At 73.4% G+C, this 21,543-nt stretch carries 19 protein-coding genes and 3 tRNA genes; 8 read left to right on the forward strand and 14 right to left on the reverse strand.

The genetic code is table 11. The annotated features are described in order from the left end of the window. Positions 1 to 309 precede the first annotated feature (309 nt). The gene (locus IG62_RS0138260; RefSeq protein WP_078872496.1) at positions 310 to 1,776 is read left to right on the forward strand and encodes an RNA polymerase sigma factor; all 1,467 of its coding nucleotides are present in this window, start codon (positions 310 to 312) and stop codon (positions 1,774 to 1,776) included. A gap of 90 nt (positions 1,777 to 1,866) precedes the next feature. On the opposite strand, the gene IG62_RS0138265 is transcribed toward IG62_RS0138260, so the two are convergent. Continuing rightward, positions 1,867 to 3,348 (reverse strand): FGGY family carbohydrate kinase, encoded by a 1,482-nt coding sequence (locus tag IG62_RS0138265; RefSeq protein WP_030814906.1) that lies wholly within the window; start codon positions 3,346 to 3,348, stop codon positions 1,867 to 1,869. A gap of 102 nt (positions 3,349 to 3,450) precedes the next feature. Continuing rightward, the gene (locus IG62_RS0138270) at positions 3,451 to 3,750 is read right to left on the reverse strand and encodes a hypothetical protein (RefSeq protein WP_030416956.1); all 300 of its coding nucleotides are present in this window, start codon (positions 3,748 to 3,750) and stop codon (positions 3,451 to 3,453) included. Between the two features lie 220 nt (positions 3,751 to 3,970). Between IG62_RS0138270 and IG62_RS0138275 the strand changes: the two genes are divergently transcribed. The 3 genes from IG62_RS0138275 to IG62_RS0138285 all read left to right on the forward strand — a co-directional run bounded on the left by IG62_RS0138275 (position 3,971) and on the right by IG62_RS0138285 (position 4,378). Beyond that, positions 3,971 to 4,043, forward strand: a tRNA-Asn gene (locus tag IG62_RS0138275). A 5-nt stretch (positions 4,044 to 4,048) separates the two neighbouring features. Further along, positions 4,049 to 4,121: transfer RNA gene (locus tag IG62_RS0138280), tRNA-Asn, on the forward strand. Between the two features lie 180 nt (positions 4,122 to 4,301). After that, positions 4,302 to 4,378: transfer RNA gene (locus IG62_RS0138285), tRNA-Ile, on the forward strand. Positions 4,379 to 4,428: 50 nt separating this feature from the next. Here IG62_RS0138285 and IG62_RS0138290 read toward each other — a convergent pair. After that, a complete protein-coding gene (locus tag IG62_RS0138290; RefSeq protein ID WP_158795179.1) occupies positions 4,429 to 4,809 on the reverse strand; it encodes a hypothetical protein in 381 nt (126 codons plus the stop codon). A 488-nt stretch (positions 4,810 to 5,297) separates the two neighbouring features. Continuing rightward, positions 5,298 to 6,173, reverse strand: a complete 876-nt coding sequence (locus IG62_RS0138295; RefSeq protein WP_030814909.1) for a glycosyltransferase family 2 protein — start codon at positions 6,171 to 6,173, stop codon at positions 5,298 to 5,300. Between the two features lie 285 nt (positions 6,174 to 6,458). Here IG62_RS0138295 and IG62_RS0138300 point away from each other — a divergent pair, with 285 nt between their 5' ends. The 4 genes from IG62_RS0138300 to IG62_RS0138315 all read left to right on the forward strand — a co-directional run bounded on the left by IG62_RS0138300 (position 6,459) and on the right by IG62_RS0138315 (position 9,066). Continuing rightward, positions 6,459 to 6,821, forward strand: coding sequence for a cupin domain-containing protein (locus tag IG62_RS0138300; protein WP_030814912.1), 363 nt, complete (start codon positions 6,459 to 6,461; stop codon positions 6,819 to 6,821). Between the two features lie 217 nt (positions 6,822 to 7,038). Then, positions 7,039 to 7,857 carry a maleylpyruvate isomerase family mycothiol-dependent enzyme gene (locus IG62_RS0138305; protein ID WP_158795180.1) on the forward strand — a complete coding sequence of 273 codons (819 nt, stop codon included), beginning with the start codon at positions 7,039 to 7,041 and terminating at the stop codon, positions 7,855 to 7,857. 208 nt (positions 7,858 to 8,065) lie between these two features. Continuing rightward, positions 8,066 to 8,458, forward strand: a complete 393-nt coding sequence (trxA, locus tag IG62_RS0138310; protein ID WP_030814918.1) for a thioredoxin — start codon at positions 8,066 to 8,068, stop codon at positions 8,456 to 8,458. An 11-nt stretch (positions 8,459 to 8,469) separates the two neighbouring features. Beyond that, entirely contained in the window at positions 8,470 to 9,066 is a 597-nt protein-coding gene (locus tag IG62_RS0138315; protein ID WP_030814921.1) for a histidine phosphatase family protein, read from the forward strand. 45 nt (positions 9,067 to 9,111) lie between these two features. On the opposite strand, the gene IG62_RS0138320 is transcribed toward IG62_RS0138315, so the two are convergent. From IG62_RS0138320 to IG62_RS0138365, 10 genes are all read right to left on the reverse strand, one after another. After that, positions 9,112 to 10,143, reverse strand: a complete 1,032-nt coding sequence (locus IG62_RS0138320; RefSeq protein ID WP_030814924.1) for a rod shape-determining protein — start codon at positions 10,141 to 10,143, stop codon at positions 9,112 to 9,114. A 207-nt stretch (positions 10,144 to 10,350) separates the two neighbouring features. Then, positions 10,351 to 10,959: a hypothetical protein gene (locus IG62_RS0138325; RefSeq protein WP_030814927.1), complete on the reverse strand. Its 609-nt coding sequence runs from the start codon at positions 10,957 to 10,959 to the stop codon at positions 10,351 to 10,353. After that, entirely contained in the window at positions 10,943 to 11,752 is an 810-nt protein-coding gene (locus IG62_RS0138330; protein ID WP_030814930.1) for an FkbM family methyltransferase, read from the reverse strand. Before IG62_RS0138330 ends, IG62_RS0138325 begins: the two co-directional genes overlap by 17 nt. Next, positions 11,749 to 11,973, reverse strand: a complete 225-nt coding sequence (locus IG62_RS50350) for a Trm112 family protein (RefSeq protein ID WP_030814933.1) — start codon at positions 11,971 to 11,973, stop codon at positions 11,749 to 11,751. The genes IG62_RS0138330 and IG62_RS50350 overlap by 4 nt, the downstream gene beginning before the upstream one ends. A gap of 3 nt (positions 11,974 to 11,976) precedes the next feature. After that, positions 11,977 to 12,945, reverse strand: a complete 969-nt coding sequence (locus IG62_RS0138340; RefSeq protein ID WP_030814936.1) for a DMT family transporter — start codon at positions 12,943 to 12,945, stop codon at positions 11,977 to 11,979. A 4-nt stretch (positions 12,946 to 12,949) separates the two neighbouring features. Next, positions 12,950 to 13,720: a class I SAM-dependent methyltransferase gene (locus IG62_RS0138345; RefSeq protein ID WP_234326915.1), complete on the reverse strand. Its 771-nt coding sequence runs from the start codon at positions 13,718 to 13,720 to the stop codon at positions 12,950 to 12,952. A 50-nt stretch (positions 13,721 to 13,770) separates the two neighbouring features. Beyond that, positions 13,771 to 15,351 (reverse strand): hypothetical protein, encoded by a 1,581-nt coding sequence (locus IG62_RS0138350; protein WP_063755431.1) that lies wholly within the window; start codon positions 15,349 to 15,351, stop codon positions 13,771 to 13,773. Then, positions 15,348 to 19,682 carry an alpha-(1->3)-arabinofuranosyltransferase domain-containing protein gene (locus IG62_RS0138355; protein WP_078872498.1) on the reverse strand — a complete coding sequence of 1,445 codons (4,335 nt, stop codon included), beginning with the start codon at positions 19,680 to 19,682 and terminating at the stop codon, positions 15,348 to 15,350. The genes IG62_RS0138350 and IG62_RS0138355 overlap by 4 nt, the downstream gene beginning before the upstream one ends. Next, positions 19,679 to 20,404: a class I SAM-dependent methyltransferase gene (locus tag IG62_RS0138360; RefSeq protein ID WP_030814949.1), complete on the reverse strand. Its 726-nt coding sequence runs from the start codon at positions 20,402 to 20,404 to the stop codon at positions 19,679 to 19,681. The genes IG62_RS0138355 and IG62_RS0138360 overlap by 4 nt, the downstream gene beginning before the upstream one ends. A gap of 8 nt (positions 20,405 to 20,412) precedes the next feature. Beyond that, a partial coding sequence (locus IG62_RS0138365; protein ID WP_030814952.1) for a glycosyltransferase family 4 protein occupies positions 20,413 to 21,543 on the reverse strand: 1,131 nt, incomplete at its 5' end.

Genomic DNA, 21,543 nt, shown 5'->3' on the forward strand with positions numbered 1-21,543 from the left:
CTGCACTGGTCACACTTCCGCAGACGCAGCCAAGCCCGAGCCCGCCACTGCCACTACCAACGCCGAGGCCACAACCCCCACATGCGGTTGCAGTACTAGCTAGGGGGCCGAAGACCCCACCGCGCTCCCCAACGCCCCTGCCACCGCCCCCTCCACCGCGTCGCCACACGCCCCCGCCACCCGGCCCCGGCTCCTCCTGTGCCGCCACCCCGTAACAGCCCGCGGTAGCCGTCCGGTCACGGACCGGACTCAAAAAGTGGTCGCAAGCCCCTCGTGGCGGGACTGTGTCGTACTCCACACTGAGGAGCGGTGCCTGAGTCCTCGGAGCGCGGCGGGTCCGGTCGTACGCCCCCGGAAACCCCCGCGGAACCGCTCTTGACGTACGGGACGGACGGCGGCTCGGCCGCAACCGTACCCGGCCTTTCTGCCGCCACCGCAGCGATCACCCTGGAGGTCGCCCCCGTGCAGACCCAGACCCTCGCCGACGCGCCGGCCGCCGCCCCAACGCTCCCGCCAGCCGTCGCGCCACCGGCCGCGGAGCCGCTGCTGGATCCGGCCGACGAGCCCCTCACCGTCCCGCAGCAGGCCGAACCCCCCGCCGCCGAAATGCTCCTGACTCTCGCCCCGGACTCCGTCGGCCCCGAGCCCGCCCCCGACCCGGAGCACGAAATGGCCCTCTCCGGAGAGCCCCCAGCAGCCGCAGAAGCAGGCGCGGAAACGGAACCGGAAGCGGAGGTCGAACTGGAGCCGGAAGCTGAACCGGAAGCCGACCCGGAGGCAGAAGCCCAAGCCGAAGCCGAACCGGAACTGGAAGCGCAGCCCGAGCCCGAGCCCGGACCGGCGCCCCGTGCCGACACCAGCAGCGGCCCCTCCTCCGACCTCTTTCGCCAGTACCTCCGCGAGATCGGCCGGATCCCGCTGCTGACCGCCGCCGAGGAGGTGGAACTCGCCCGCCGTGTCGAGGCCGGCCTGTTCGCCGAGGAGAAGCTCACCAACGCCCCCGACCTGGCCTCCCAACTCGCCCACGACCTCGACCGGTTGGTGGTCCTCGGCCGGATGGCCAAACGCCGGCTCATCGAGGCCAACCTCCGCCTCGTGGTCTCCGTCGCCAAGCGCTACGTCGGCCGCGGCCTGACCATGCTCGACCTCGTCCAGGAGGGCAACCTCGGCCTGATCCGCGCCGTCGAGAAGTTCGACTACGCCCGCGGCTACAAGTTCTCCACCTACGCCACCTGGTGGATCCGCCAGGCCATGTCCCGCGCCCTCGCCGACCAGGCCAGAACCATCCGCGTCCCGGTCCACGTCGTCGAGCTGATCAACCGCGTGGTGCGGGTCCAGCGCCGGATGCTCCAGGAACGCGGTTACGAGCCCACCCCCGAGGAGGTCGCCACCCACCTCGACCTGACCGGGGAACGCGTCAGCGAAGTGCTCCGGCTGGCCCAGGAACCGGTCTCCCTGCACGCCCCGGTCGGCGAGGAGGAGGACGTCGCGCTCGGCGACCTCATCGAGGACGGCGACGCCGCCTCACCCGTCGAATCCGCGGCGTTCCTGCTGCTCCGCGAGCACCTCGACGCGGTGCTGTCCACCCTCGGCGAACGCGAACGCAAGGTCGTCCAGCTCCGCTACGGCCTGGCCGACGGCCGCCCCCGCACGCTGGAGGAGATCGGCCGGATCTTCGGCGTCACCCGCGAACGGATACGGCAGATCGAGTCCAAGACCCTCAACAAACTCCGCGACCACGCCTTCGCCGACCAGCTCCGCGGCTACCTGGACTGAGCCACTCGCTACCCAGCCGCCGGCCGGCCCGGGCCGTGGACGGGCCGTGGAGGGGCCGCGGACGGGCCCTGTGCGGGCCCTGCGCGCCCCTCACCCCTCCCGCTGGAACGCCCCCGGATGGACCTCGTCCCGCACCGCCGTGTACTGCTGTCGCACGGCCTGGCCGACCGGGAGTTCGTCGCCCGGTTCGAAGACCTGGCTCGCGGCGGCCGGCCACTGCGGCGGATCGACCCAGGCGGACCCGCCGCCCGGCGCGGCCGGTGCCCCGGCGGCCGGCGCGAGCGTGCCGTGCGCCACCCCCCACGCCCAGGCCGCCTGCCGCGCCGCGCCCAGCGCCGCGTACTCGGCCGGCTGCGGCACCACGACCTGCACCCCGAACAACGCCGGCGCGACCGTCTGCACCGCCGCCAGCTCCGCCGCCGCACCCAGCAGGAACACCCGGCGCACCGCCACGCCCCGCCCGCGCAGGACGTCCAGCGCGTCGGCGAGCCCGCAGAGCATGCCCTCGACGGCGGCTCGCGCCAGATGCTCCGGCTTCATCGACTCGCGCCGCATCCCGTGCAACGACCCGGCGGTGTGCGGCAGATGAGGCGTCCGCTCGCCCTCCAGATAGGGCAGCAGCACCATGCCGTACGCACCGGGAGACGACTTCAGCGCCAGGTCGGACAGGCCCTGGAGGTCCGTCCCCAGCATCTCCGCGGCGCCCCGCAGGACCCGCACCGCGTTGCTGGTGTGCACGACCGGCAGGTGCCGCCCGGTGGCGTCGGCGAACGAGGTGATCGTGCCGCTCGAGTCGACCAGCGCCTCGTGATGGATCCCGAACACCGACCCCGAGGCGCCCAGCGACATCACGGCGTCCCCCTCGCCGACGCCCAGCCCGAAGGCAGCCGCCATGGTCTCGCCGGTACCGGCCGAGATCAGCAGCCCCTCCGGGGTGAACCCGGCGGTCCCCGACGGACCCAGCACTTCCGGAAGCCGCACCTGATGGCCCAGCGCCAGCTCGACCAGATCCGGCCGGTACGAGGCGGTCGCCACCGACCAGTACCCCGTGCCCGAGGCCGCGCCCCGGTCCGTGGTCCGCCGCGCCGGCCGCCCCAGCAGCTGCCACACCAGCCAGTCGTGCGGCTGCATGACCTCCGCCACCCGGGCCGCGTGCTCCGGCTCGGTACGCGCCAGCCAGCGCAGCTTGGTCACCGGGTGCGCGGCCTGCGGCACCGCCCCGACGGCCTGCGCCCAGGCGGTGCGGCCGCCCAGCGAGTCCAGCAGGTCCGCCGCGGCACTCTGGGCCCGCTTGTCGTTGCCGACCAGCGCCGGCCGGATGAGGTTGCCCTCGGCGTCGAGCGGCAGCAGCCCGTGCTGCTGCGCCGTGACTCCGATGGCCTGTACGCCCTCCAGCAGCCCGTTGCCCGCGGCCTCCCCGAGTGACATCAGCCACGCCTGCGGGTCGACCTCCGGTCCCTTCTCGACCGGGTGCGGGGCATACCCCTGCCTGATGACGGCGCCCGTGTCCGCGTCACAGACGACGATCCGTGTGCTCTCGGACGAACTGTCCAATCCGGCGACTATCCCCATGGCCCCAGATGATGCCCCATGGGGCGCATAGGGAATGAGTCAGGGTTTGCCCCCGGCCGCCGCCGGGGGCTGTCCGTCTCGGATGACGTCGGGCCCGCCCCTTCAGGTGTTACTGGTTCCCCACTCGTCCTCGTCGGCGGAACGCTGCTCCCGCAGGGAACGGACCCGGTCGCTCACGGACGCCGGAAGCCGGTCCTCGACCTTGGCCGAGACCTTCCCGAACGCCTTGGCCGCCGCGTCCCGCCCGGTCAGCGCCACCGACTCGGCGCTGTTACGGACGGCCGGATTCTGCGTGACCCGCTGGGCGGCCTTGCGGAGCTGCTCGTACCGTTCCCGGCCGGCCCGTGCGCCGAGCACGTACCCCGTGGCCAGTCCCGCAATGAAAGTGAGCCGGTAGCGCATCGCTCCACCTTTCCCTGTGTTCGGTCCCGTCCGATGCCGGTACGCACCGGGATGCCGGGCTGTGCCGCGCGCCTACCCTCCGGGGCCGGAGATCACCCGAGGTGACCTGAGGCGATACCGATTGGCGGAGCACCCCCCTGCTTGCGCTAATGTATGTGTCGCAGCGAGCGCCCGCCGTCCGGAGGCCCGGACAGCGACGCATTCGAGGCACACGGAGCAATCCCCTGTAGCTCAATTGGCAGAGCAGCCGGCTGTTAACCGGCAGGTTACTGGTTCGAGTCCAGTCGGGGGAGCTCAATCCCCTGTAGCTCAATTGGCAGAGCATTCGGCTGTTAACCGGAGGGTTACTGGTTCGAGTCCAGTCGGGGGAGCAGAGCGAGGAAGGGTCCCGGAAGGGGCCCTTTTTCGTGCGCCGTGGAACCGAACCCCCGGTGATCGAAGTCTTCTTGGGCGTGCGTGGTCGCGGAACGGCAGCCCTCAGGGGCAGCAGATCGTATGAGCGGCTATGCTGCGGCAGACGGCGCGCACAAATGTGCGCGACGCGCCGTGAGGGGGCGGTAGCTCAGCCGGTTAGAGCAGCGGACTCATAATCCGTCGGCCGTGGGTTCGAGTCCCACCCGCCCCACCACAGCGCCCAGGGCGAAGATCCTTCCTCCTGGGGAAACGTGACGATGGGGGTCACCGCCACAGCGCGGTGGCCCCCATCGGCCGTCCGGGGGCTGCTTCGCTCAGGTCCTTGTCGAAGCCGGCGCGGCCCGGGTTGGCGAACCGCACGGTCACCCGGTCGGCGTCGGCCGGTGCCTGCAAGCGGAGCCGGCGCTTGCGCCGGCCCGGGGCGTTGAGCTTCTTCCCGGCGCCGTCGAGGAGGCGCCCTTGCCGCTGTAGTAGTGGACGTAGTCGCCCCAAGCCACTTCCCTGGTCCAGGAGATGCAGTTCCCGGTGGACCGCGCCCGGAACGACGTAGACGACCTTTCCGCCATCGGGAAAGGTGATTCCGTGGGGTCGGGTGAAGGTAATCTCCCGCTTCTCGCCCGTGACGGGGGCGCTGGTCGGGGTCAACAGCAAGTTGATCGTGAATACCTCACTTCCCGGTCCGCAACCCGGGAATGAGGGTGCCATATCAGGCTCCGTACACATCGGGCCAGGCCCGTGCCGGTATTTTCTGGCACTGGCCTTCGAGGAGGTCGGTCGTGGATTACTTTCCTGGACGATGCGTTGTCGAGTGGGGTCTGACCTGCATGTATGTCCCGGAAGTAAGGTGGCTCGAATGGGGCGGCCGGGCGCGGTTATTCTCCGTACGGTAATCGGTCAAGAATTTCTTCCTGGGTTTCCGAATCACCGGTGGGACGTAGTGGTGTGCGCGGATGGCGTGTTACCCGGGTCTTGTGCTTGGCCCCGCCGGGATCGGTTCAGTGGGGAAAGCAGCGACAGGGGTGGCGATTTCGCCAGCTCCTGCGGATGGTGATGGCGTGGCGCTTGTGTTTCGGGAGATCAGGTTCGACGTGGATATCAGCCCGTCGACGAATCGCGTGGGTAGCGGTGGGGCGTCAGATGATCGGGGGGCGGCCGAGGCGGGTCATGCGCCAGACCGTGCGCCAGCGCATCGGGCGGCGCGGGCCGCAGGGGGTGCGGACGCCTTCGGTGAAGCCGGCGGCCCAGGCCCGTAGACCGGCCGCCGAGCGACTGCGGACGGCCGTCAGTGCGGCCCATACGCCGAGGTACACCGGCACCAGGAGGGCAGGGAGGTGGCGTTTGGCGAGCCAGACGCGGTTGCGGGCGACCATGCGGTGGAAGATTGCGTGCCGGGTGGGGGAGGTGTACGGGTGCTGGAGCACGAGCTCCGGTGCGTAGCGGATGTGCCAGCCGTCGTCCAGGGCGCGCCAGGCGAGGTCGGTCTCCTCGTGCGCGTAGAAGAAGTCGTCCGGCCAGCCGCCGATGCGGTCCAGCATGCGCAGGGAGAGGGAGTGCCCGCCGCCGAGGAAGGTGGTGACCAGGCCGCCGCGCGCGGGGTCGCCGACCCGTAGGCGGGGAACGTGCCGGCGCTGCGTACGGCCCCGCTCGTCGGCGATGCGGAAGCTGACGATGCCCAACTGCGGGTCGGCGGTGTGCAGTTCGGCGAGCCGGCGGAAGACGTCGGGGCTGATCAGCAGGCCGTCGTCGTCGAGGTCGACCACCAGGTCGACGCCCCCGAGCTTGCGCAGTTCGTCCAGGGCCACGTTTCTGCCGCCGGCGACGCCGAGGTTCTCGCTCAGCTCGATCCCCACGGCGCCGTGCGGCAGGGGCGGCAGCGGCGTTCCGTTCCCGACCACCACGATGTGGGCCGGTGCGAGGTCCTGTTTTGCGACCGAATCCAGCAGTGCCTGGAGTTCGGCGGGGCGGTTTCCCATGGTGAGGATGGCCACGCCTACGCGCAGATGGGGCACGGGAGGAGACTCCGTTCTCGGCGGCCCCCGGAGGATCGGAATGTGGGCTTCCGCTTGGGTGGTCCCGGGGTGGTTCCGACGGGTCGGTCCGGGGTTCCGGTGGGGCGGTCCGGGGCGGTTCTGGTGGGGCGTTCCGGGCGAATCGTTCCGGATGCTAGCCGTCGGGCGGGGTGGCTGCCGGCCACGGCACCGGTGCGGCGACATTTCGTCCGGGGGAGCGCGGGCGCACGATGGAAGGGGTGGGGGAAATCCGGGAACGACAGGGGGTGGAGGGAGGCAGTCCTCATGATGGAGGTCAAGCCGATCGACAAGCCCGATGAGCGGCGGGACTTTCCCCGGGGCCACCTGGAGGCCCTGCATCTGACCGGCCTGGACTTCGCCGTGGCCACCTTCGAGCCGGGCTGGCGCTGGTCGGAGTCGGTGGCGCCGATCGCCGGAACGGACAGTTGCGAGGTCCACCACAACGGCTTCGTGGTCAAGGGACGGATGCGGGTGCGCATGAACGACGGCGCGGAGACCGAGGTGGGGCCCGGTGACGTCTTCGTCTGCCCGGCCGGTCACGACGCCTGGGTGGTGGGCGACGAGCAGGTCGTGGTGTACGACTTCGCGGGCGGTATGGCGAAGGACTATGCGAAGGAGGGTGGGTGAAGCGTCGGCTTCTGAACTGGCGGACTCGTGAACTGGCGGCCGTGGGACTGCCGGACTGCTGAACCGGCGGACTGCTGGACTGCTGGACTGCTGAAGGGGTGGCTGTCGGTGGTTCGCCGGGCGTGACGGCCTGGCCTGGTTCCTCCTCCTCTCGGGATGCGGCATTCTGTTTCCACTTAACGGAATGCTGTGGGGAGGCTGGGGCAGGCGTATGGCCATGAACCGGAGCAGGAGCGGCGACGGCGGGCGTGCGGCGGGGGACTCCGGGATGACGCGGGAGGAATTGCGCGCGGCGCTCGATGCGTCCATGGCGCGGCTGACCGGCACCGTCGCGGGGTTGACCGACGAACAGGCCGGTGGGGCGACGCTGATCCCGCCGTGGACCCGGGGGCATGTGCTCACCCATCTCGCGCGGGCCACCGACAGTCTTTGCCGGCTGCTGGAGGGCGCGCGTACGGGAGCGGCGATTCCGCAGTACCCGAGCATGGCGGCCCGCGCGGCGGAGATCGAGGCCGGGGCCAACCGCCCGGTTGGCGCGCTGGCGGAAGACCTGGCGGGGAGCGCGGAACGGTTTGCGGCAGCCCTGCGGGCGCTGCCCGAAGCGGCCTGGGAGGCGCGGGTGCGGATGCGTACGGGGGAGACGCGGACGCCGGCCGGCCTGATGGAGACCCGGCTGCGCGAACTGGAGGTCCACCACGCGGATCTGGACGCCGGCTACACCTTCGCGGACATCCCGGCGGCCACGGCACGCTGGATCCTGGACGACATCGTCGCGGCCCTCGCCCGCCGGGCGGCGGCTGCGGTTACGGGCCCGGGTGGGGACGGGGGCGGCGACGGTACGGGGCGGCCGTCGGCGTTGCGGATCGAGGCGACGGATGCCGAATTCGCCCGCGCCGTCGGGAGCGGTGGCGGTGGCCCGGTCGTGCTGGGCCGATCGGCTGATCTGCTGGCCTGGCTGACGGGGCGCAGCCCGGCCGGGGCGGGGCTGGCCACATCCGGGGGAGAGGGCGTGCCGTCGCCGCCGTATTGGATATGAGGCCGTCGGGTACGGGGGAGGACAGTCGCCGGCGTGTGTCTTCCCACGTGGATCGGGATGTCTAGGAATGCTGACGGTGGGCAGGGGAGCGGGGCGGTCCGGCGTACGGAAGCGTCGCGGCGTGCGGAATACGTGGCGGGGCGACCCCGTTCCCGTAGCCGGAGACCGTGCGAACAGCAGCACATCCTCGACAGAAGCAGGGACATACATGAGCACCGTTGAGCTCACCAAGGAAAACTTCGACGAGATCGTCTCCGGGAACGATTTCGTGCTGATCGACTTCTGGGCCGAGTGGTGCGGCCCCTGCAAGCAGTTCGGCCCGGTCTTCGAGCGCTCCTCGGAGAAGCACGACGACCTGGTCTTCGCCAAGGTCGACACGGAGGCGCAGCCCGAGCTCGCGCAGGCCTTCCAGATCCAGTCCATCCCGACGGTGATGATCGTCCGGGACAACATCGCGGTGTTCGCCCAGCCGGGTGCGCTGCCCGAGGCGGCCCTGGAAGACGTGATCGGCCAGGCCCGTGCACTGGACATGGACGAGGTCCGGGCATCGGTCGCGGAGGCCCAGGAGAGCGAGCAGGCGCAGGGCGGGACGGGCCAGTAGGCTCAGGGCTCGTGAGTGAGCTACTTCTGGTCCGGCACGGCGAAACCGAGTGGAGCCGGGACGGCCGGCACACCAGTTGGACCGATCTGCCGCTGACCGCCGTCGGCGAGGAGCAGGCCCGCGCACTGCGGCCGCTGCTGTCGGGCCGGAAGATCGCGCAGGTCCACGCCAGCCCGATGGTGCGGGCACTGCGCACCGCCGAGCTGGCGGGCCTCCCGCAGCCGCAGATCGACCCCGACCTGCGGGAATGGGACTACGGCGGCTACGAGGGCGTCGCCACCGCCGACATCCACCGCAGCCGGCCCGGCTGGTACCTCTTCTCCGACGGGGTCGTGCCCGGCCCCGACGGGCACCCCGGTGAGTCGCCCGAGCAGGTCGGAGCGCGCGCCGACCGGATGCTGGCCCGGATCGACCCGGAGCTGCGGGCCGGCCGGGGCGATGTGGTGCTGGTCGCGCACGCGCACTTCCTGCGGGTGCTGGCCGCCCGCCGGCTCGGGCTGCCGGCCGCCGCGGGTGGACTGTTCACGTTCGAGACCGGCGCGGTCGGCGTCCTGGGGGCGGAGCACGACCGCCCGGCCGTGGTGGCGTGGAACACCCGCAATCCGTAACACCGCGCGCTCACCGCTGTCCCGGACCGACGCCCCTTGCGCCCCCTACGGCGCCATCGGGTCCAGGTGCAGCGGCTGCACCTTGCCCTCGATCATCGCGCCCAGCCCCATCACCGCGCAGGTGTCGGGACGGTCCGCGGTGTGCACCGGCATCGACGTGGCCTGATGGATCATCGGCTCCAGGCCGGGGATCAGCGCGCTGCCGCCGGCGAGCACGATGCCGCGCTCGCCCAGGTCGGCGACCAGGTCGGGCGGGCAGCGCCGCAGTACGGCACCGATCCCGTCGAGGATCGCGGTCAGCGGGGTGGTGATGGCGTCCCGTACCCGCTCGGTGTCGACGTGCACCGAGCGCGCCATGCCGCTGACCACGTCCCGGCCGTGCACCTCGGTGGAGCCCGGGGTGAGCCCGTCGCCACCGGTGAGGATCAGATGCAGCGGGCGTACGGACTGGCCCGCCAGCATCAGTTCATGGTGCAGCCGCAGGTGCTGGACCACCGCGTGGTCGATGGCGTTGCCGCCCACCGGTACGGTCTCCGCGGCCACGATCGAACCGAGCGAGAGCACCGCGACCTGCGTCGTTCCCGCACCGCACACCACGATCATGGTCGCCTCCGGCTGCTCCACCGGCAGCCCCGAGCCGACCGCGGCGGCCACCAGGGTGTCGACCAGTTCCACCCGGCGCGCCCCCAGCCCGGTGAGCGTCTCGACCGCGGCCCGCTGCGCCAGCGGCTCACTTCCGTACGGCAGGCAGACCGCGGCCCGCATCGTGGGCCGGCGGCGCCAGGACTTGCGCAACTTGTCGCCGACCAGGGTGCGCAGCAGCCGCTGGGCCATGTCGATGTCGACGACGGTGCCGCCGGAGACCGGGCGCACCACGCGGATGTAGTCCGGGGTGCGGCCGTCCATCACCTCCGCCTGGGCGCCGACGGCCAGCAGCGCACCGGTACGGGTGTTGATGGCGGCGACGGTCGGTTCATCGACCACCAGCCCCTGGTTCTTCACGTACACCCTGGTCCGGGCAGCACCGAGGTCGACGGCGGCCGAGCAGCGCCGCAGTTGGGCGAGGCTGATGGTCATGGGTGATTCCTCCCCGGTGGGCCGGTATGAACGAAAGGGCTCGCACGGCCCGTTCACCGGACCGCTGATACGGCCCGATCACACGGACCGCTCGTGCGCCATCCTCCGAGCGCCCGCACAACTCCGCCCGCCGAGAGCGTCCGGTCGGGGGACGGGCGGGGGCGGAACGGGGCGAACGGGTGACCGCCGAGGGGGTGCGCGGGCCGCTCAGTCGACCCGCCGCTGATACAGCCCCCAGGTGAATTCCACGACGAGGTTCTGGGGCGCGCCGTCGGGCCCGGGGGCCTTGCAGGCCAGGCGCCAGCGGGTCGGGGCGCTGCCCTCCATCGGGCGGGCCGGAGGGAACGCGCGGGCGACCTCGTCGACCGTGCACGACCACGGAGCCAGGTCCGCGGCGGTGCGCAACTCGGGGGCGGCGGCTCCGGGCGCGCGGACCAGCCAGGCGTTCCAGACGGTGCCCCGGGCGGCGGTGAGCACCTCGAACCGCAGATCGGGCCAGAGCGGGACCGGCCAGAGCAGCGCCTCGCAGGTCAGATCACCGATGCGGCGGGGGATGACGGACTCGGGCGCGCCCAGCAGCGCCCGGTACGGCTGGACGCCGCCCGCCCGCGGGGCGTGCATCCGCGCCTGCCAGCGACGGTTGGCCTCCCGCATCTGCGCCCGCGAGGCCCCCAGCTCCCGCAGCGCGTCCTCGACCAGGCCGGGGTGGTGGTCGGCCATCCGGCGCAGCAGCACGAGCTGGAACGCGAGCGGTCCGGGCAGGTCAGAGGGGGTGCCGGAGCCGGCGGGCGGGTCATTGTCAGTGGTGGGGTTCATGATGGACATGGTCGTGGACGACGGGGGCCGCGGGAGGTCCGGGGCGCTCGCCGTCCGGAAGGAACAACACCGAATTGACATAGCGGCGGTGCGGGGCGAGGGAGCGCCTCAGCAGGCCGTGTTCGGCGACGTGGGAGGTGCGGGACTGATGGGCGGACAGATCGAAGTCGGCCAGCGGCAGCCAGCGGTCGTGCGGCAGGACCCAGCCGCGATAGCCGCGCGCCGCCGTCCAGTCCAGCACGGGCCGCAGCGGCTGGATGCGGGACTCCAACTCCACGAAGAGCGCCGGGAGTTCGCGCTCGACGGTGCGCGAGGCGCCGCGCAGCACCGCCAGCTCGGCCCCGTCCACGTCGATCTTGATGAGCGTGACGGACGCCAGACCGAGCGCGTCCAGTGGCAGACAGGGCACTTCGAGGGCCGTCGTGTGCAGGTCGCGGCGGACGAGCGAGGAGACCCCGCGGTCACCGCGGCCGTCCGGCGGCAGCCAGAGCGTGGCGCAGCCGGCGTGGTCGGTGGCCGCGGCGGTGAGCACCTCGACATGAGGGGGCGTCACGGCCGCCAGGAGGCGGGCCAGATGGGGTACGGGCTCGAAGGTGACGACCCGGTCAGCGCGCCGGGCCAGCCGCCGGGTCCAGGGGCCGTACCACCCGCCGACGTCGACGGCCGTGCCGCCCGGCGGGCAGAAATCGCCGAGCCGCCGCAGCTCCGGCTCGAAGCGCGGATAGAGCCCGGCGGCCAGCGCCGACACCAGCCGGGCCGGCAGCCGGGGTGCCAGCCGGGCGGCCAGCGTCACGGCCGCGGCTCCTGGTCCGTGAGGCGGCGCAGCAGACGGGCGTGCTCGGCGTCGGTGACCTGTTCGCCGGAGGAGGGCAGGAGCTGGGGGATGCCGTCGAGGATCGGATAGCGGCGGCGCAGTCGGGGGTTGTAGAGGACGCCCTCGGGGGTGAGGAGGGAGAGCGGCCCCTTGTCGAGCGGGCAGACGAGGATCTTGAGCAGCGGATCATCGGGCTTCATGGCTCAACTCCTGGGAATTCGAGGGAGGTTGGCTCGGAGCTTCGGGGCTGGGTGAGCCGTTGATGCGGCGGCTCGGGGCTCGGGGGCCGGAGGTGTGTCATGGCGAGGGAGGGCGAGCAGGACGGTCACCGCGACGGCGGTGCCGCCCAGCCGGAGCGCCAGCCGTAGCGGGTCGGCGGGCAGTGGCTCGCCGAAGGCGACGGTGCCGCAGACGACGGTGAAGACACAGGTGACGGTGGTGCAGACGGGGACGATCACCGAGGCGCGGCAGCGCTGCAGCGCGGTCTGGGACAGCACCAGACCGGCGGCACCGGTGAAGAGCAGGAGGTAGGGGTACGGCGAACGGAACAGCTGCCCGGCGGTGGCCGGGACGTCATGCGTGGTCAGCAGGCCGGAGACGCCCTTGATGGCCAGTGAGCTGACGCCGTAGAGCAGGCCGACGGCCACCCCGTAGGGGACGCCGGCGGTCGGCAGGCGGTGGCGGCGCCGGGCCCGCCGTTCCGCCGAGCGGTAGAGCAGCAGCCCGGCGGCCAGCGAGGGTACGGCGATGACCAGCAGCGTCGCCGGCGGGGCGGTGCGGGCGACGGCCCGTGCGTCCTCGCCGCGGAGGGAAGCGACGACCAGGACGAGCGCGACGAGGATCGCCACGATGCTCTGCCGCTCCCGGCCACTGGTCCGCTCGCCGAGCACGACCGAGGAGAGGAGCAGCAACAACACCAGGCCGGAGACGAAGATGCCCTGCGCGGCGGCGAGCGGCAGGGTGCGGTAGACGGCCAGTTGGGCGGCGAACCCGGCGGCCAGCGCGAGCGAACCGCCCAGCCACAGCGGACTGGAAAGGAGGTGACCGACGACCCGGGCGGGCTGCCGGGTGTTCAGTGCGGGCAGCGCCGCCAGCGCCCGTTTCTCCAGCACGAAACCGGTGCTGTACAGGACGTTGGCGAGCAGCGCGGACGCCACGCCCCACCACGGCATCGTCCTACTCCCTTCTCCGGCGGGCATGGGCGAGCAGGATGGAGGCCAGCGACGGGAGGTGGCACGCGGCACGGTCGAGGGGGCGCAGCGGACGCGGTACGTCGTGGTACGGCGCACCGGCGATCCGTACGACCTCGAAGCCGGACGCGGTCAGGAAGCCGCGTAGCGCGCGGGCGGTGTAGAGGCGCAGATGGCCGACGACCTCGGTGCCGGGCCGGCCGTGGATCCGGCGCATGCTCACCTCGGAGAAGACGGGCTGGACCCCGGCGAGCAGCAGCCCGCGGTTGTACCAGGCGGCGAGATTGGGGGTGGAGAGCATCAGATGGCCGCCGGGGCGCAGCACCCGGTGCAGTTCGTCCAGTGCGGCATCGGGGTCGACGAGGTGCTCGACGACCTCGCTGAAGAGGACGGCATCGGCACAGCCGGTCGCGAACGGCAGCCCGCCGTCGGTGAGTTCGCCGCGTACGACATACGGAATACGGGCCTGGGCGCGGCGCAGCGCGTCCTGTGACCAGTCGACGCCGATGAGACGATGGCCGGCCAGGACCTCCGCCGCGGTGGCGGCCGCGGTGCCGTCGCCGCAGCCGATGTCCAGCACCGTGGCGCCCGGCGCCCCGGCCCGTACGGGGCCCAGGGCGTGCGCCAGCAGCCGCGCCTGCCGCCGGCTGCGCCCGGCCCCGGACGCCACCGGCACGGCGGGATCTTCGTAGAAGTCCCGCAGGGCACCGACCGGGCTCACCGACTTTATGGAGCGCACCGGCTTCACGGGGCTCACCCGCTTCACGGGGCTCACCCGCTTCACGGGGCTCACCCGCTTCACGGGGCTCACCGGGCGCCGCCCTCGGCCGGGGGCGTGGGCGGCGGTGGGGCGGGCGATGGAAGGACCGCCGTGGCTCCCGGCCAGGCGGTGGCGGCGAGGGCGGTGCGGAAGAGGGTGGCGAGGCGGGCACCGGCGGCCTCGTCGAGCAGGGTGTGGGACCAGCGGAGCGCGAGTTGGATGCGGCCGCCGACCGAGACGGTGGTGACGGTGAGTCCGCGCGGCATCCGGGCCGGTGCGGAGAACCACACCGCGGTCGGCCGGCCGGCGTCGCCGAAGTCCAACGGGTAGGGGAGCCGCCCGATGTTGGAGAGCAGGGTGGTGGTGGTCCAGGGCGCGGCGGTGCGGCGCAGAGCACGGGTGACCGCGCCGCGTATGCCCACGGGCAGCACCGGTGCGGTCAGTACGGTCCCGGCGAGGCCGAGCGGGGGGCCGGGCGGCGCCGCCTTGAGGGCGCGGGTGCGTTCGGCCGTCCGCCGCAGCAGCCGGGCCACCGCGTCCGGGTCGGGTGACCCGGAGGTGAGCAGTGCCGCCTCCCGGCGTTCCTCGGGGCCGAAGCGGACCGGGACCAGCCGGGTGCCGTTGCCGATGGGCATCTCGGCGCCGCGCGGCCGGTCGTCCATGGGCATGGTGACGACGACGGGTGCCGGGCGGGCGCCGTGCAGTCGGTTCCAGCGCGCCACCATCAGGCAGGTGGCGACGAGGAGTTGGTCGTTGACGGTGTACGGCGCCCGGCCGCCGGTCCGGGGCGGACGGGCCGGTACCGGCAGCTCGGTCAGCAGCATGCCGTTGCCCTTGCCGGGGCCGGAGCCCTCGTCCTCGCCACGGCCTTGGTGATCGGCGGCGACCCGGGCGGGCCGGGCGAGGCGGGCCCGGGCGCCGCGCGGCCGGCCGCCGTCCTGGCCGCTGTCCTGGCCGCCCGTCGGGACCGTGCCCTCCCCACCCGCCGGGCCACCGACGGCACCCGTCCCTGCCCCCGCCCCCGCGCCCCCATAGAGCTCCGCCGTGGTGGCCAGTACGCGGAGGCAGGCCGGGCCGTCCAGTGCGGTGTGGTTGAGGGTGAGCAGCAGTACAGTGCCGCCGCCCGGCACGGCGGGGCCGAGGATCTCCAGGCGTACGGGCGGTGAGCAGTCCAGTGGGGGGCAGTCGGTCAGGGCCCGTTCCCTCGCTCGTAGGAGGGCATCGGGGCCGGGCGGCGGGACGACCACCGGGTCCCGGTCCGAGCCGGCGGTGAGGTGCCAGGCGTAGGAGCGGTGCCACCAGTGCGTCGGTGCCTCCCGCATCAGGATGCGCGGATGCCGGGTGAGCGCCTGGTGGAACGCGGTGCGCAGCCGGGCGGCGTCCACCCGCCCCGGCAGATGCACCTCGATGTGTACGGTCTCCGGTTCGTCGTCGTCCAGACAGTGCCGGGCGATCTCGTCGACGGCGGGGAACGGGACCCGGCCGCGGGCGGGTTGACGGCCGACGGCGGCATCGGTCCCAGCAGGGCCGGTCCCAGCAGGGCCGGTCCCAGCAGGGCCGGTCCCACCGGAGCCGCCGGGACCCCCGTGCGGTGCCGGAGCCCCGGCCGTCGGATGCAGTGCGGTCATCGCGCAGAACCCTCCCCATCGTCTGACGCCTCGCTGTACGTCCGGGACGGCAATGCCCCGGACCCCGCCGTCCGGGACGGCAATGCCCCGGACCCCGCCGTCCGGGACGGCAATGCCCCGGACCCCGCCGTCCGGGACGGCACCGGCCGGGCCGGTGGCACCGTCACCACCGCCGCCGTCAGTGCCAGCAGTGCCAGCGCCTGTGCGGCGCCGCTGAACGCGCCTTGGCCGGCGGCGACCGGCTCGCCCGCGCCCACCGCCGCGATGACTCCGGCGCCCGCCATCGCCACCAGTGCGAGCGGCCCGAGCAGGGCGGGCCGGAAGCGGGCCGCCAGCGCGAGGAGCGGTACGAGCACGGCGTACGGCCCGGCCGCCAGCGCGATCACCCCGGTCAGTGCCACGACCCCGAGCACCCACGACGGTGCGGGCGTCGCGGGCTCGGCAGGCGGCCCGGCCTGCGACGTACGGCGCACCAGCGCGCAGACGGCCAGCAGGGCGACGGCCGCCGCGCCGCCGATCAGCCCCGCGTCGTACAGGCCGGCGGGTGCGTAGGAGAGCTCGACCGTGCCGCCCGCGCCCGCCGGTACGAGGAAGGCCTGTTGCCAGCCGTCCACCCGTAGCGGGGTGAGCCGGTGGCCGTTGAGGGTGGCCTGCCAGCCGTCGTTGGCGTTCTCGTACATCTGCAGATAGACGGCCTGACCGGGGCCGATGCGGACGGTACGCCGGTCCCCCGACCAGTCCTGAGCGGTGGCCGTGCGGTCCGGGGCGGCCGCGCGCGTACCGGCCGCCCCGCCCCTCTCCGCCGTCGCACCCGTCGGCCCCGTCCCCGATGCGGTCCCCGTCGTTCCCCTCCCCAGCGTCACGTCTGTCAGCGCCAGCGGCCCCTGGTCCCCCGCCTCGACCCGGTGGCGGCCCGCGGCCAGCTCCAGTCGTCCGTCGCGCGCCTCACCGGCGCACAACTGCACCTGGACGGGGCGCCGTTCGGTCAGGTCGCGGACGTGGCCCGAGGCTTTGGTCGCGTGCAGTACGCCGTCGACGGCGAGCATCGGGCCCTGGCCGCAGCCGAGCGAGAAGCGGGCGCCGGCCGGTGGCCGCGGGGTGCGGTACGCGTCCAGGGCCGGGAGGTAGACCTCGCTGAGGCCGACCGGGAGTTGCAGGGCCTGCCCGGCGACCGGGTTGTGGAGGGTGAGTTCCTTCACCTTGCTGATGGTGATGTCGAGGCGGTCGGTGGTGATCGGGTCGAAGCGGGCCTGGCCGTTCTCGTCGACGCCCGCGGTGGCCGCCCCGTCGGGGGAGTTGATCAGGATCTGTTCCGGCCGGGTGGAGATCCCGCCGGCCGCGGCCAGCACGATCTGGTCGATCTTCTTCTTGCCCGGCCAGCGCAGGTGCAGGGTCGGTTCGTCGCCGGCGATCCATGCGGTGGTCAGGTCGCCGTCGACGAGGTTGCGGGGGCTGAGCGACCGGCCGAAGCCGAAGCTGGTGGAGTCGGCGGTGGCGGTGATCCGGTCCTTCTGCTCCGGGGCGATGCGGTCCAGCAGCCGGTCGAGTTCGGGGCCGGGCACCGGCAGTGCGGTGCCGGAGACCGCGTAGGGCGCGGGGGAACCGGTGCGGAACTGGCGGTGCAGTCCCACCTCGGCGGAGACCGGCGACAGTCCGCCCGGGTCGCTGCCGCGGTGCAGCGAAATGGTCTCGGCGGGGGCGTCGGATCCCTGGGCGTCGGTGGGGAGTTGCAGCAGCCGGGTCACCTGTACGCCCGGTACGCCGATCTCGGCGAAACCGGCGCCGGACAGGCCGGAGCGCGGTGTCTGTGAGCCCAGGATCGTCACCTTCAGCCATTTCGCCACCCCGGCGGGTGCCTTGACCTGCTGTTTCGTCCCGTCGGGACGGAGCGGGGCGTCCGTGCTGCCGCGGTCGGTCTCGATCCGTACGGAGGTGGGGGCGGCGCGCAGGCCGTCCCCGGGGAGCGGGGTGAGGGACAGCGTGGCCGGGACGGTGGTGCGCCGGGTGAAGGTGATCTTGATCCATTGGCCGACCGGGTCGCCGGCGCTGCCCTCCGCCCAGGCGGTGTCGGGGTTGCCGTCGAAGGCGTTGACCGGGTCGTACTGCGGCAGGTGGAACAGCCAGTTGCCGCTGGTGGACGCGGTGACCGAGGCGGCGCCGCGGAGCACGGCGGTGGTCTGGTGGCCGACGCCCGAGGTCGGCAGGATCTGCCGGGGCGGCCGGCCGGGGTCCTGCACGCTGTCGGGGTGGTTGGTCTCCGAGGCCGTGTACGTGTAAGAGGTGTTGCTGTTGACGAGACCGAAGCGGGTGTCGGCGCGGCGCAGTCCGTCGGCGGTCAGCTGGAGGTGTGGGGTGCCGAGCCCGGGGTGGTTGTCGCCGGTGAGCACGGTGGGCCGACGGCGCAGCGCGGGGTCGGCGGACAGCTGGAGGAGGGTCTCCGGGCCGCCGCTGAGCTGGGCGGTGTCCGCGACGGCCCGGGCGGTGACCGGCCCGGGTGCGGGGGTGTCGGTCGGCCGGTAGATCTCGACGGCGCGTCGGCGCGGATAGAGGCCCTGGATCTGCAGCGGGGTCTCGGCGGGGATCCGGCCGCCGGTGGTGAGCGGGCCGAAGGCGGCCGCCTTGCGGTAGCCGGACGCTTCCAGGGTGCGGGTGACGGTCTGCGGCGGGACGTAGCCGATCTGGTCCGGGTCGAGGTCGTTGCGGACGACGACGTCGTGCAGTCCGGCGCGGTGCAGGTAGTCGCGCAGGCCGGGGACCTCGGCGCCGGTCAGCAGGGCCTGTTCGACGGCGTCCAGGGCGCGCCGGGCGCCGGGGGTGCCGAAGGGGACGAAGTCCCGTTGCGTCCATGGCGAGCGGGCCAGGACGTCGAGGGGTTCGTCGATGGGGGAGCCCCAGGTGTAGATGCCGTGCGCGGTGGCGGGCACCACCAGGGCGCGGCTCCGCGGGGAGTGCGTTTTCAGCCACTGGGCGGTCTGTGTCCAGTAGGCGGGCAGCTTCGTGAAGGCGCCTGGCTGGAGGACGGTGCCGGTGAGGAACGGCAGGGCGAGCGCGGGCAGGACGAGGAGCGCGGTCAGCAGGGGCAACCGGGGGCGGGCGGGGGCCCGGCGGGTGGCGTGCCGTCCGCCGGCGGCCGCGAGCAGATGCGCCAGGCCCAGGGTGAGCGCGAGCGCCAGGCCGGGGGTGAACTTGTAGATGTTGCGGAACGGGCGCAGCCAGCCGTTCAGCCAGTCCTGCCACGGCCCGTGCAGCGGCCCGCCGAGCGCACCGCCGTATCCGGCCAGCGTGATCAGCGCGACGGACAGCACGGTCAGCAGCAGCCAGCGCCGCTCGGGCAGATCGCGGCGGGCCAGGCCGGCCAGGCCGAGCGCCGCGGCCAGTGCCGAGCCGAGCACCGCGTACGGCCGGGCGGTCAGCGTCCAGCCGGCCGGCAACCACGGTTCGCCGAAGTTCAGATAGCCGACCCAGTTGCCGGCGCCGCGCAGCAGTTCGGTGGCGGACATGGTGCCGGTGGTGGTGTCGGCCTGCTCGATGAACGGCATGAAGTTCTCGCCGTGCAGGCCCAGCAGGAGCAGCGGCACCACCCACCAGGCGGTGGCCAGCACGACCTCGGGCAGCCACCAGGCGAGCAGCCGGGTCCGGCGCGGCCCGGTGCGGGAGAGCAGGTACAGCCCGGCGGGCAGCAGACAGGCCAGCGTCGAGGCCGCGTTGACGCCGCCCATGAACGGGATCAGCAACGCCGAACGGGCGGCCGCGATCCGCGCATTGACCTGCGTGTTCGTCAGCGGCAGCAGCACCCAGGGGAGCATCGCCCCGGGCAGCGCGGCGGCGGAGGTGGAGCCGATGACGAGGGTGAAGGTGGGCCACAGCGCGTAGCAGGCGGCGGACAGCAGGCGGGAGGCCGGGGAGCCGCACCGCAGCCGTTCGGCCAGCCGGAGGGCGCCCCAGAACGCGGCCGTGACGATCAGGGACATCCACAGCCGCTCGGCCAGCCACACCGGTAGGTGGGCGAGGTGGGTCAGCCCGTAATACGGGAGGGCCGGGAAGGCGTAGCCGATGTACTGGTCGGCGAGGCCGCCGAAGCCGGCCCGGTCGTGCCACAACTGCCCGAGGTCACCGAGGAACCGCCACGGGTCGGTGGTGACCCCCAGCTTCGTCTCGAACGTCATCCGGCCCGGCGCGGGCGCCAGGAAGCCGATCAGGGTGAGCGCCCAGAAGGCGAGCAGCCAGCGCCGGGACCGCGGCCGCCCGGGCGACGGGGCCGGGACGGGCGCGGTCCGGCCGCCGGTGTCGGGCGACCCCGGGGACGGGGAGGGCCTGAGGGTCTGGGTCATGGCAACCGCCGCAGGATGAGGAGGAGGTTCCAGGTGGCGACCTCCCGGATGCCCGGGAGGCGGGGGATGGCCTCGGCGAGGAACGGTGCGTAGCGGGAGCGTGCGCTGACGAGCGCGATGTCGTCCCGGGCCCGCACCTGGCGCAGGGTGCGGCCGACGTGCACCGCGAACAGGTTGACGCCCAGGGTGTGTTTGGCCGCTCTGCCGGTGCGCCGCCGGTAGCGGTTGCGGGCCCGCTCGGCGCCCAGGTAGTGCCAGGGTGCGGTCTCGTGGCCGCCCCAGGGGGAGAACCAGTTGGTGAAGGCGACGTAGACGAGGCCACCGGGGCGGGTGACCCGGATCAGTTCGCTGAGGAAGGTCTGCGGGTCGGCGACGTGTTCCAGGACGTTGGACGAGAAGCAGACGTCGGCGGCGCCGTCGGCGAGCGGCAGCAGATAGCCGTCGGCGATCACCGCGCCCTCGGGCCGCCGCCCGCGGGCGGTCAGTTCGGCCGGATCGGGCTCGAAGAGGTAGCCGTGGGCGCCGCGCCGCCGGAACTCCTCGGTGAAGTGGCCGCAGCCGCCGCCGACGTCGGCGACCACCGCGCCGTTCAGCGGAAGATGGCGTTCGACCTGGTCGGCGGCGTCCCGCGCGAGCAGCCGGTAGCAGTGCTCGGGATCGTCCTGCTCCCGCAGGAAGGCCCGGAACAGGGCCCAGGACCGGCGCAGTGAGGGATCGCGCACGTCGGGCCTCACCGCCCGGGGGACGCGGTGCGAAACGCCTCCGCGGCGACCGCGCGGAAGCTGCGGACGGTATGGCTCCACCGGAAGCGGGCGGCGCGCTCCTGCGCGGCGAGCCCCAGGGCGCCACGGCGCCGCGCGCCCAGCCCGAGGGCGCACCAGTGCGCGGCGAAGGCGCTCTCCCCGCGGGCGAGCAGACCGGTGACGCCGTCCTCGACGGAATCCCGCAGTCCGGGGATGTCGAAGCCGAGCGCCGGGGTGCGCCGGGCGGCCGCCTCCATCACCACCAGGCCCCACCCCTCGACCAGCGACGGATGCAGCAACAGCCAGGCGGAGCAGAGCAGTTCGTGTTTGCGCCGTTCGGAGATCCGGCCGGTGAAGGTGACGCCCGGGCCGGCCAGTGCGGTCAGCCGGGCGCGTTCCGGCCCGTCGCCGACGATCACCAGCCGGCCGCCGGTCACCGGCCGGACCCGCTCCCACAGCCGCAGCAGCAGATCGATCCGCTTGTACTCGACGAGCCGGCCCATGGCCAGGAACAGCGGCTCGGGCGCCTTCGGGACCAGCGGCCCCGGTTCCTCCACGCCGTTGTGCACCAGCCGGATGCGCCCCGGATCCACGCCCAGGTCGTGCAGGGCGGCCGCGGTCGAGCCGGACACCGCGACCATCAGGTTGCGGCGGTGCGCCCCGGCCAGGGCCCAGTGCTCCAGTTGGCGGCCCAGCCGGGCGGCCGGCCCTGGGTAGCGCAGCCGCCACAGATCCGTGTGGACGTGGTTGACCAGGCACAGCGTCGGTCCGCGGTGCCACAGCGGGGCGAGGTACGGCATGCCGTTGCAGACCTCGACCAGCAGGTCGCAGCCGCCGACCCGGCGGTCCAGGTGGCGCGGCGCGCGCAGGAAGTGGCCGGCGTCGCCGCCCGCGGACACCACCCGGTAATCCCGGTCGAAGGCGGGCCCCCCGCACACCAGGGTGACCTGGTGACCGTGCGCGGTCAGGCCCTCGGCGATCCGGTCCACCAGCAGCTCGGAGCCGCCGGCGGCCGGATTGCCCAGGTCGCGGCGGGCGAGGAAGACGATCCGGCGGGGGAGCGGGGGCGGGCCGCCGGCGGGGGGACCGGCGGCCGCGGCCGGGGCGAGCGGCGGGGC

This window comes from Streptomyces sp. NRRL S-337 (assembly GCF_000720175.1).
GTDB classification, from domain to species: domain Bacteria; phylum Actinomycetota; class Actinomycetes; order Streptomycetales; family Streptomycetaceae; genus Streptomyces; species Streptomyces siderophoricus.

Coding starts and splice junctions, on each gene's coding strand:
- IG62_RS0138265 (WP_030814906.1), bottom strand. CDS start 3,348: ATGGGGATAGTCGCCGGATTGGACAGTTCGTCCGAGAGCACACGGATC.
- IG62_RS0138270 (WP_030416956.1), bottom strand. CDS start 3,750: ATGCGCTACCGGCTCACTTTCATTGCGGGACTGGCCACGGGGTACGTG.
- IG62_RS0138300 (WP_030814912.1), top strand. CDS start 6,459: ATGATGGAGGTCAAGCCGATCGACAAGCCCGATGAGCGGCGGGACTTT.
- IG62_RS0138305 (WP_158795180.1), top strand. CDS start 7,039: ATGAACCGGAGCAGGAGCGGCGACGGCGGGCGTGCGGCGGGGGACTCC.
- trxA (WP_030814918.1), top strand. CDS start 8,066: ATGAGCACCGTTGAGCTCACCAAGGAAAACTTCGACGAGATCGTCTCC.
- IG62_RS0138320 (WP_030814924.1), bottom strand. CDS start 10,143: ATGACCATCAGCCTCGCCCAACTGCGGCGCTGCTCGGCCGCCGTCGAC.
- IG62_RS0138325 (WP_030814927.1), bottom strand. CDS start 10,959: ATGAACCCCACCACTGACAATGACCCGCCCGCCGGCTCCGGCACCCCC.
- IG62_RS50350 (WP_030814933.1), bottom strand. CDS start 11,973: ATGAAGCCCGATGATCCGCTGCTCAAGATCCTCGTCTGCCCGCTCGAC.
- IG62_RS0138340 (WP_030814936.1), bottom strand. CDS start 12,945: ATGCCGTGGTGGGGCGTGGCGTCCGCGCTGCTCGCCAACGTCCTGTAC.
- IG62_RS0138350 (WP_063755431.1), bottom strand. CDS start 15,351: ATGACCGCACTGCATCCGACGGCCGGGGCTCCGGCACCGCACGGGGGT.
- IG62_RS0138355 (WP_078872498.1), bottom strand. CDS start 19,682: ATGACCCAGACCCTCAGGCCCTCCCCGTCCCCGGGGTCGCCCGACACC.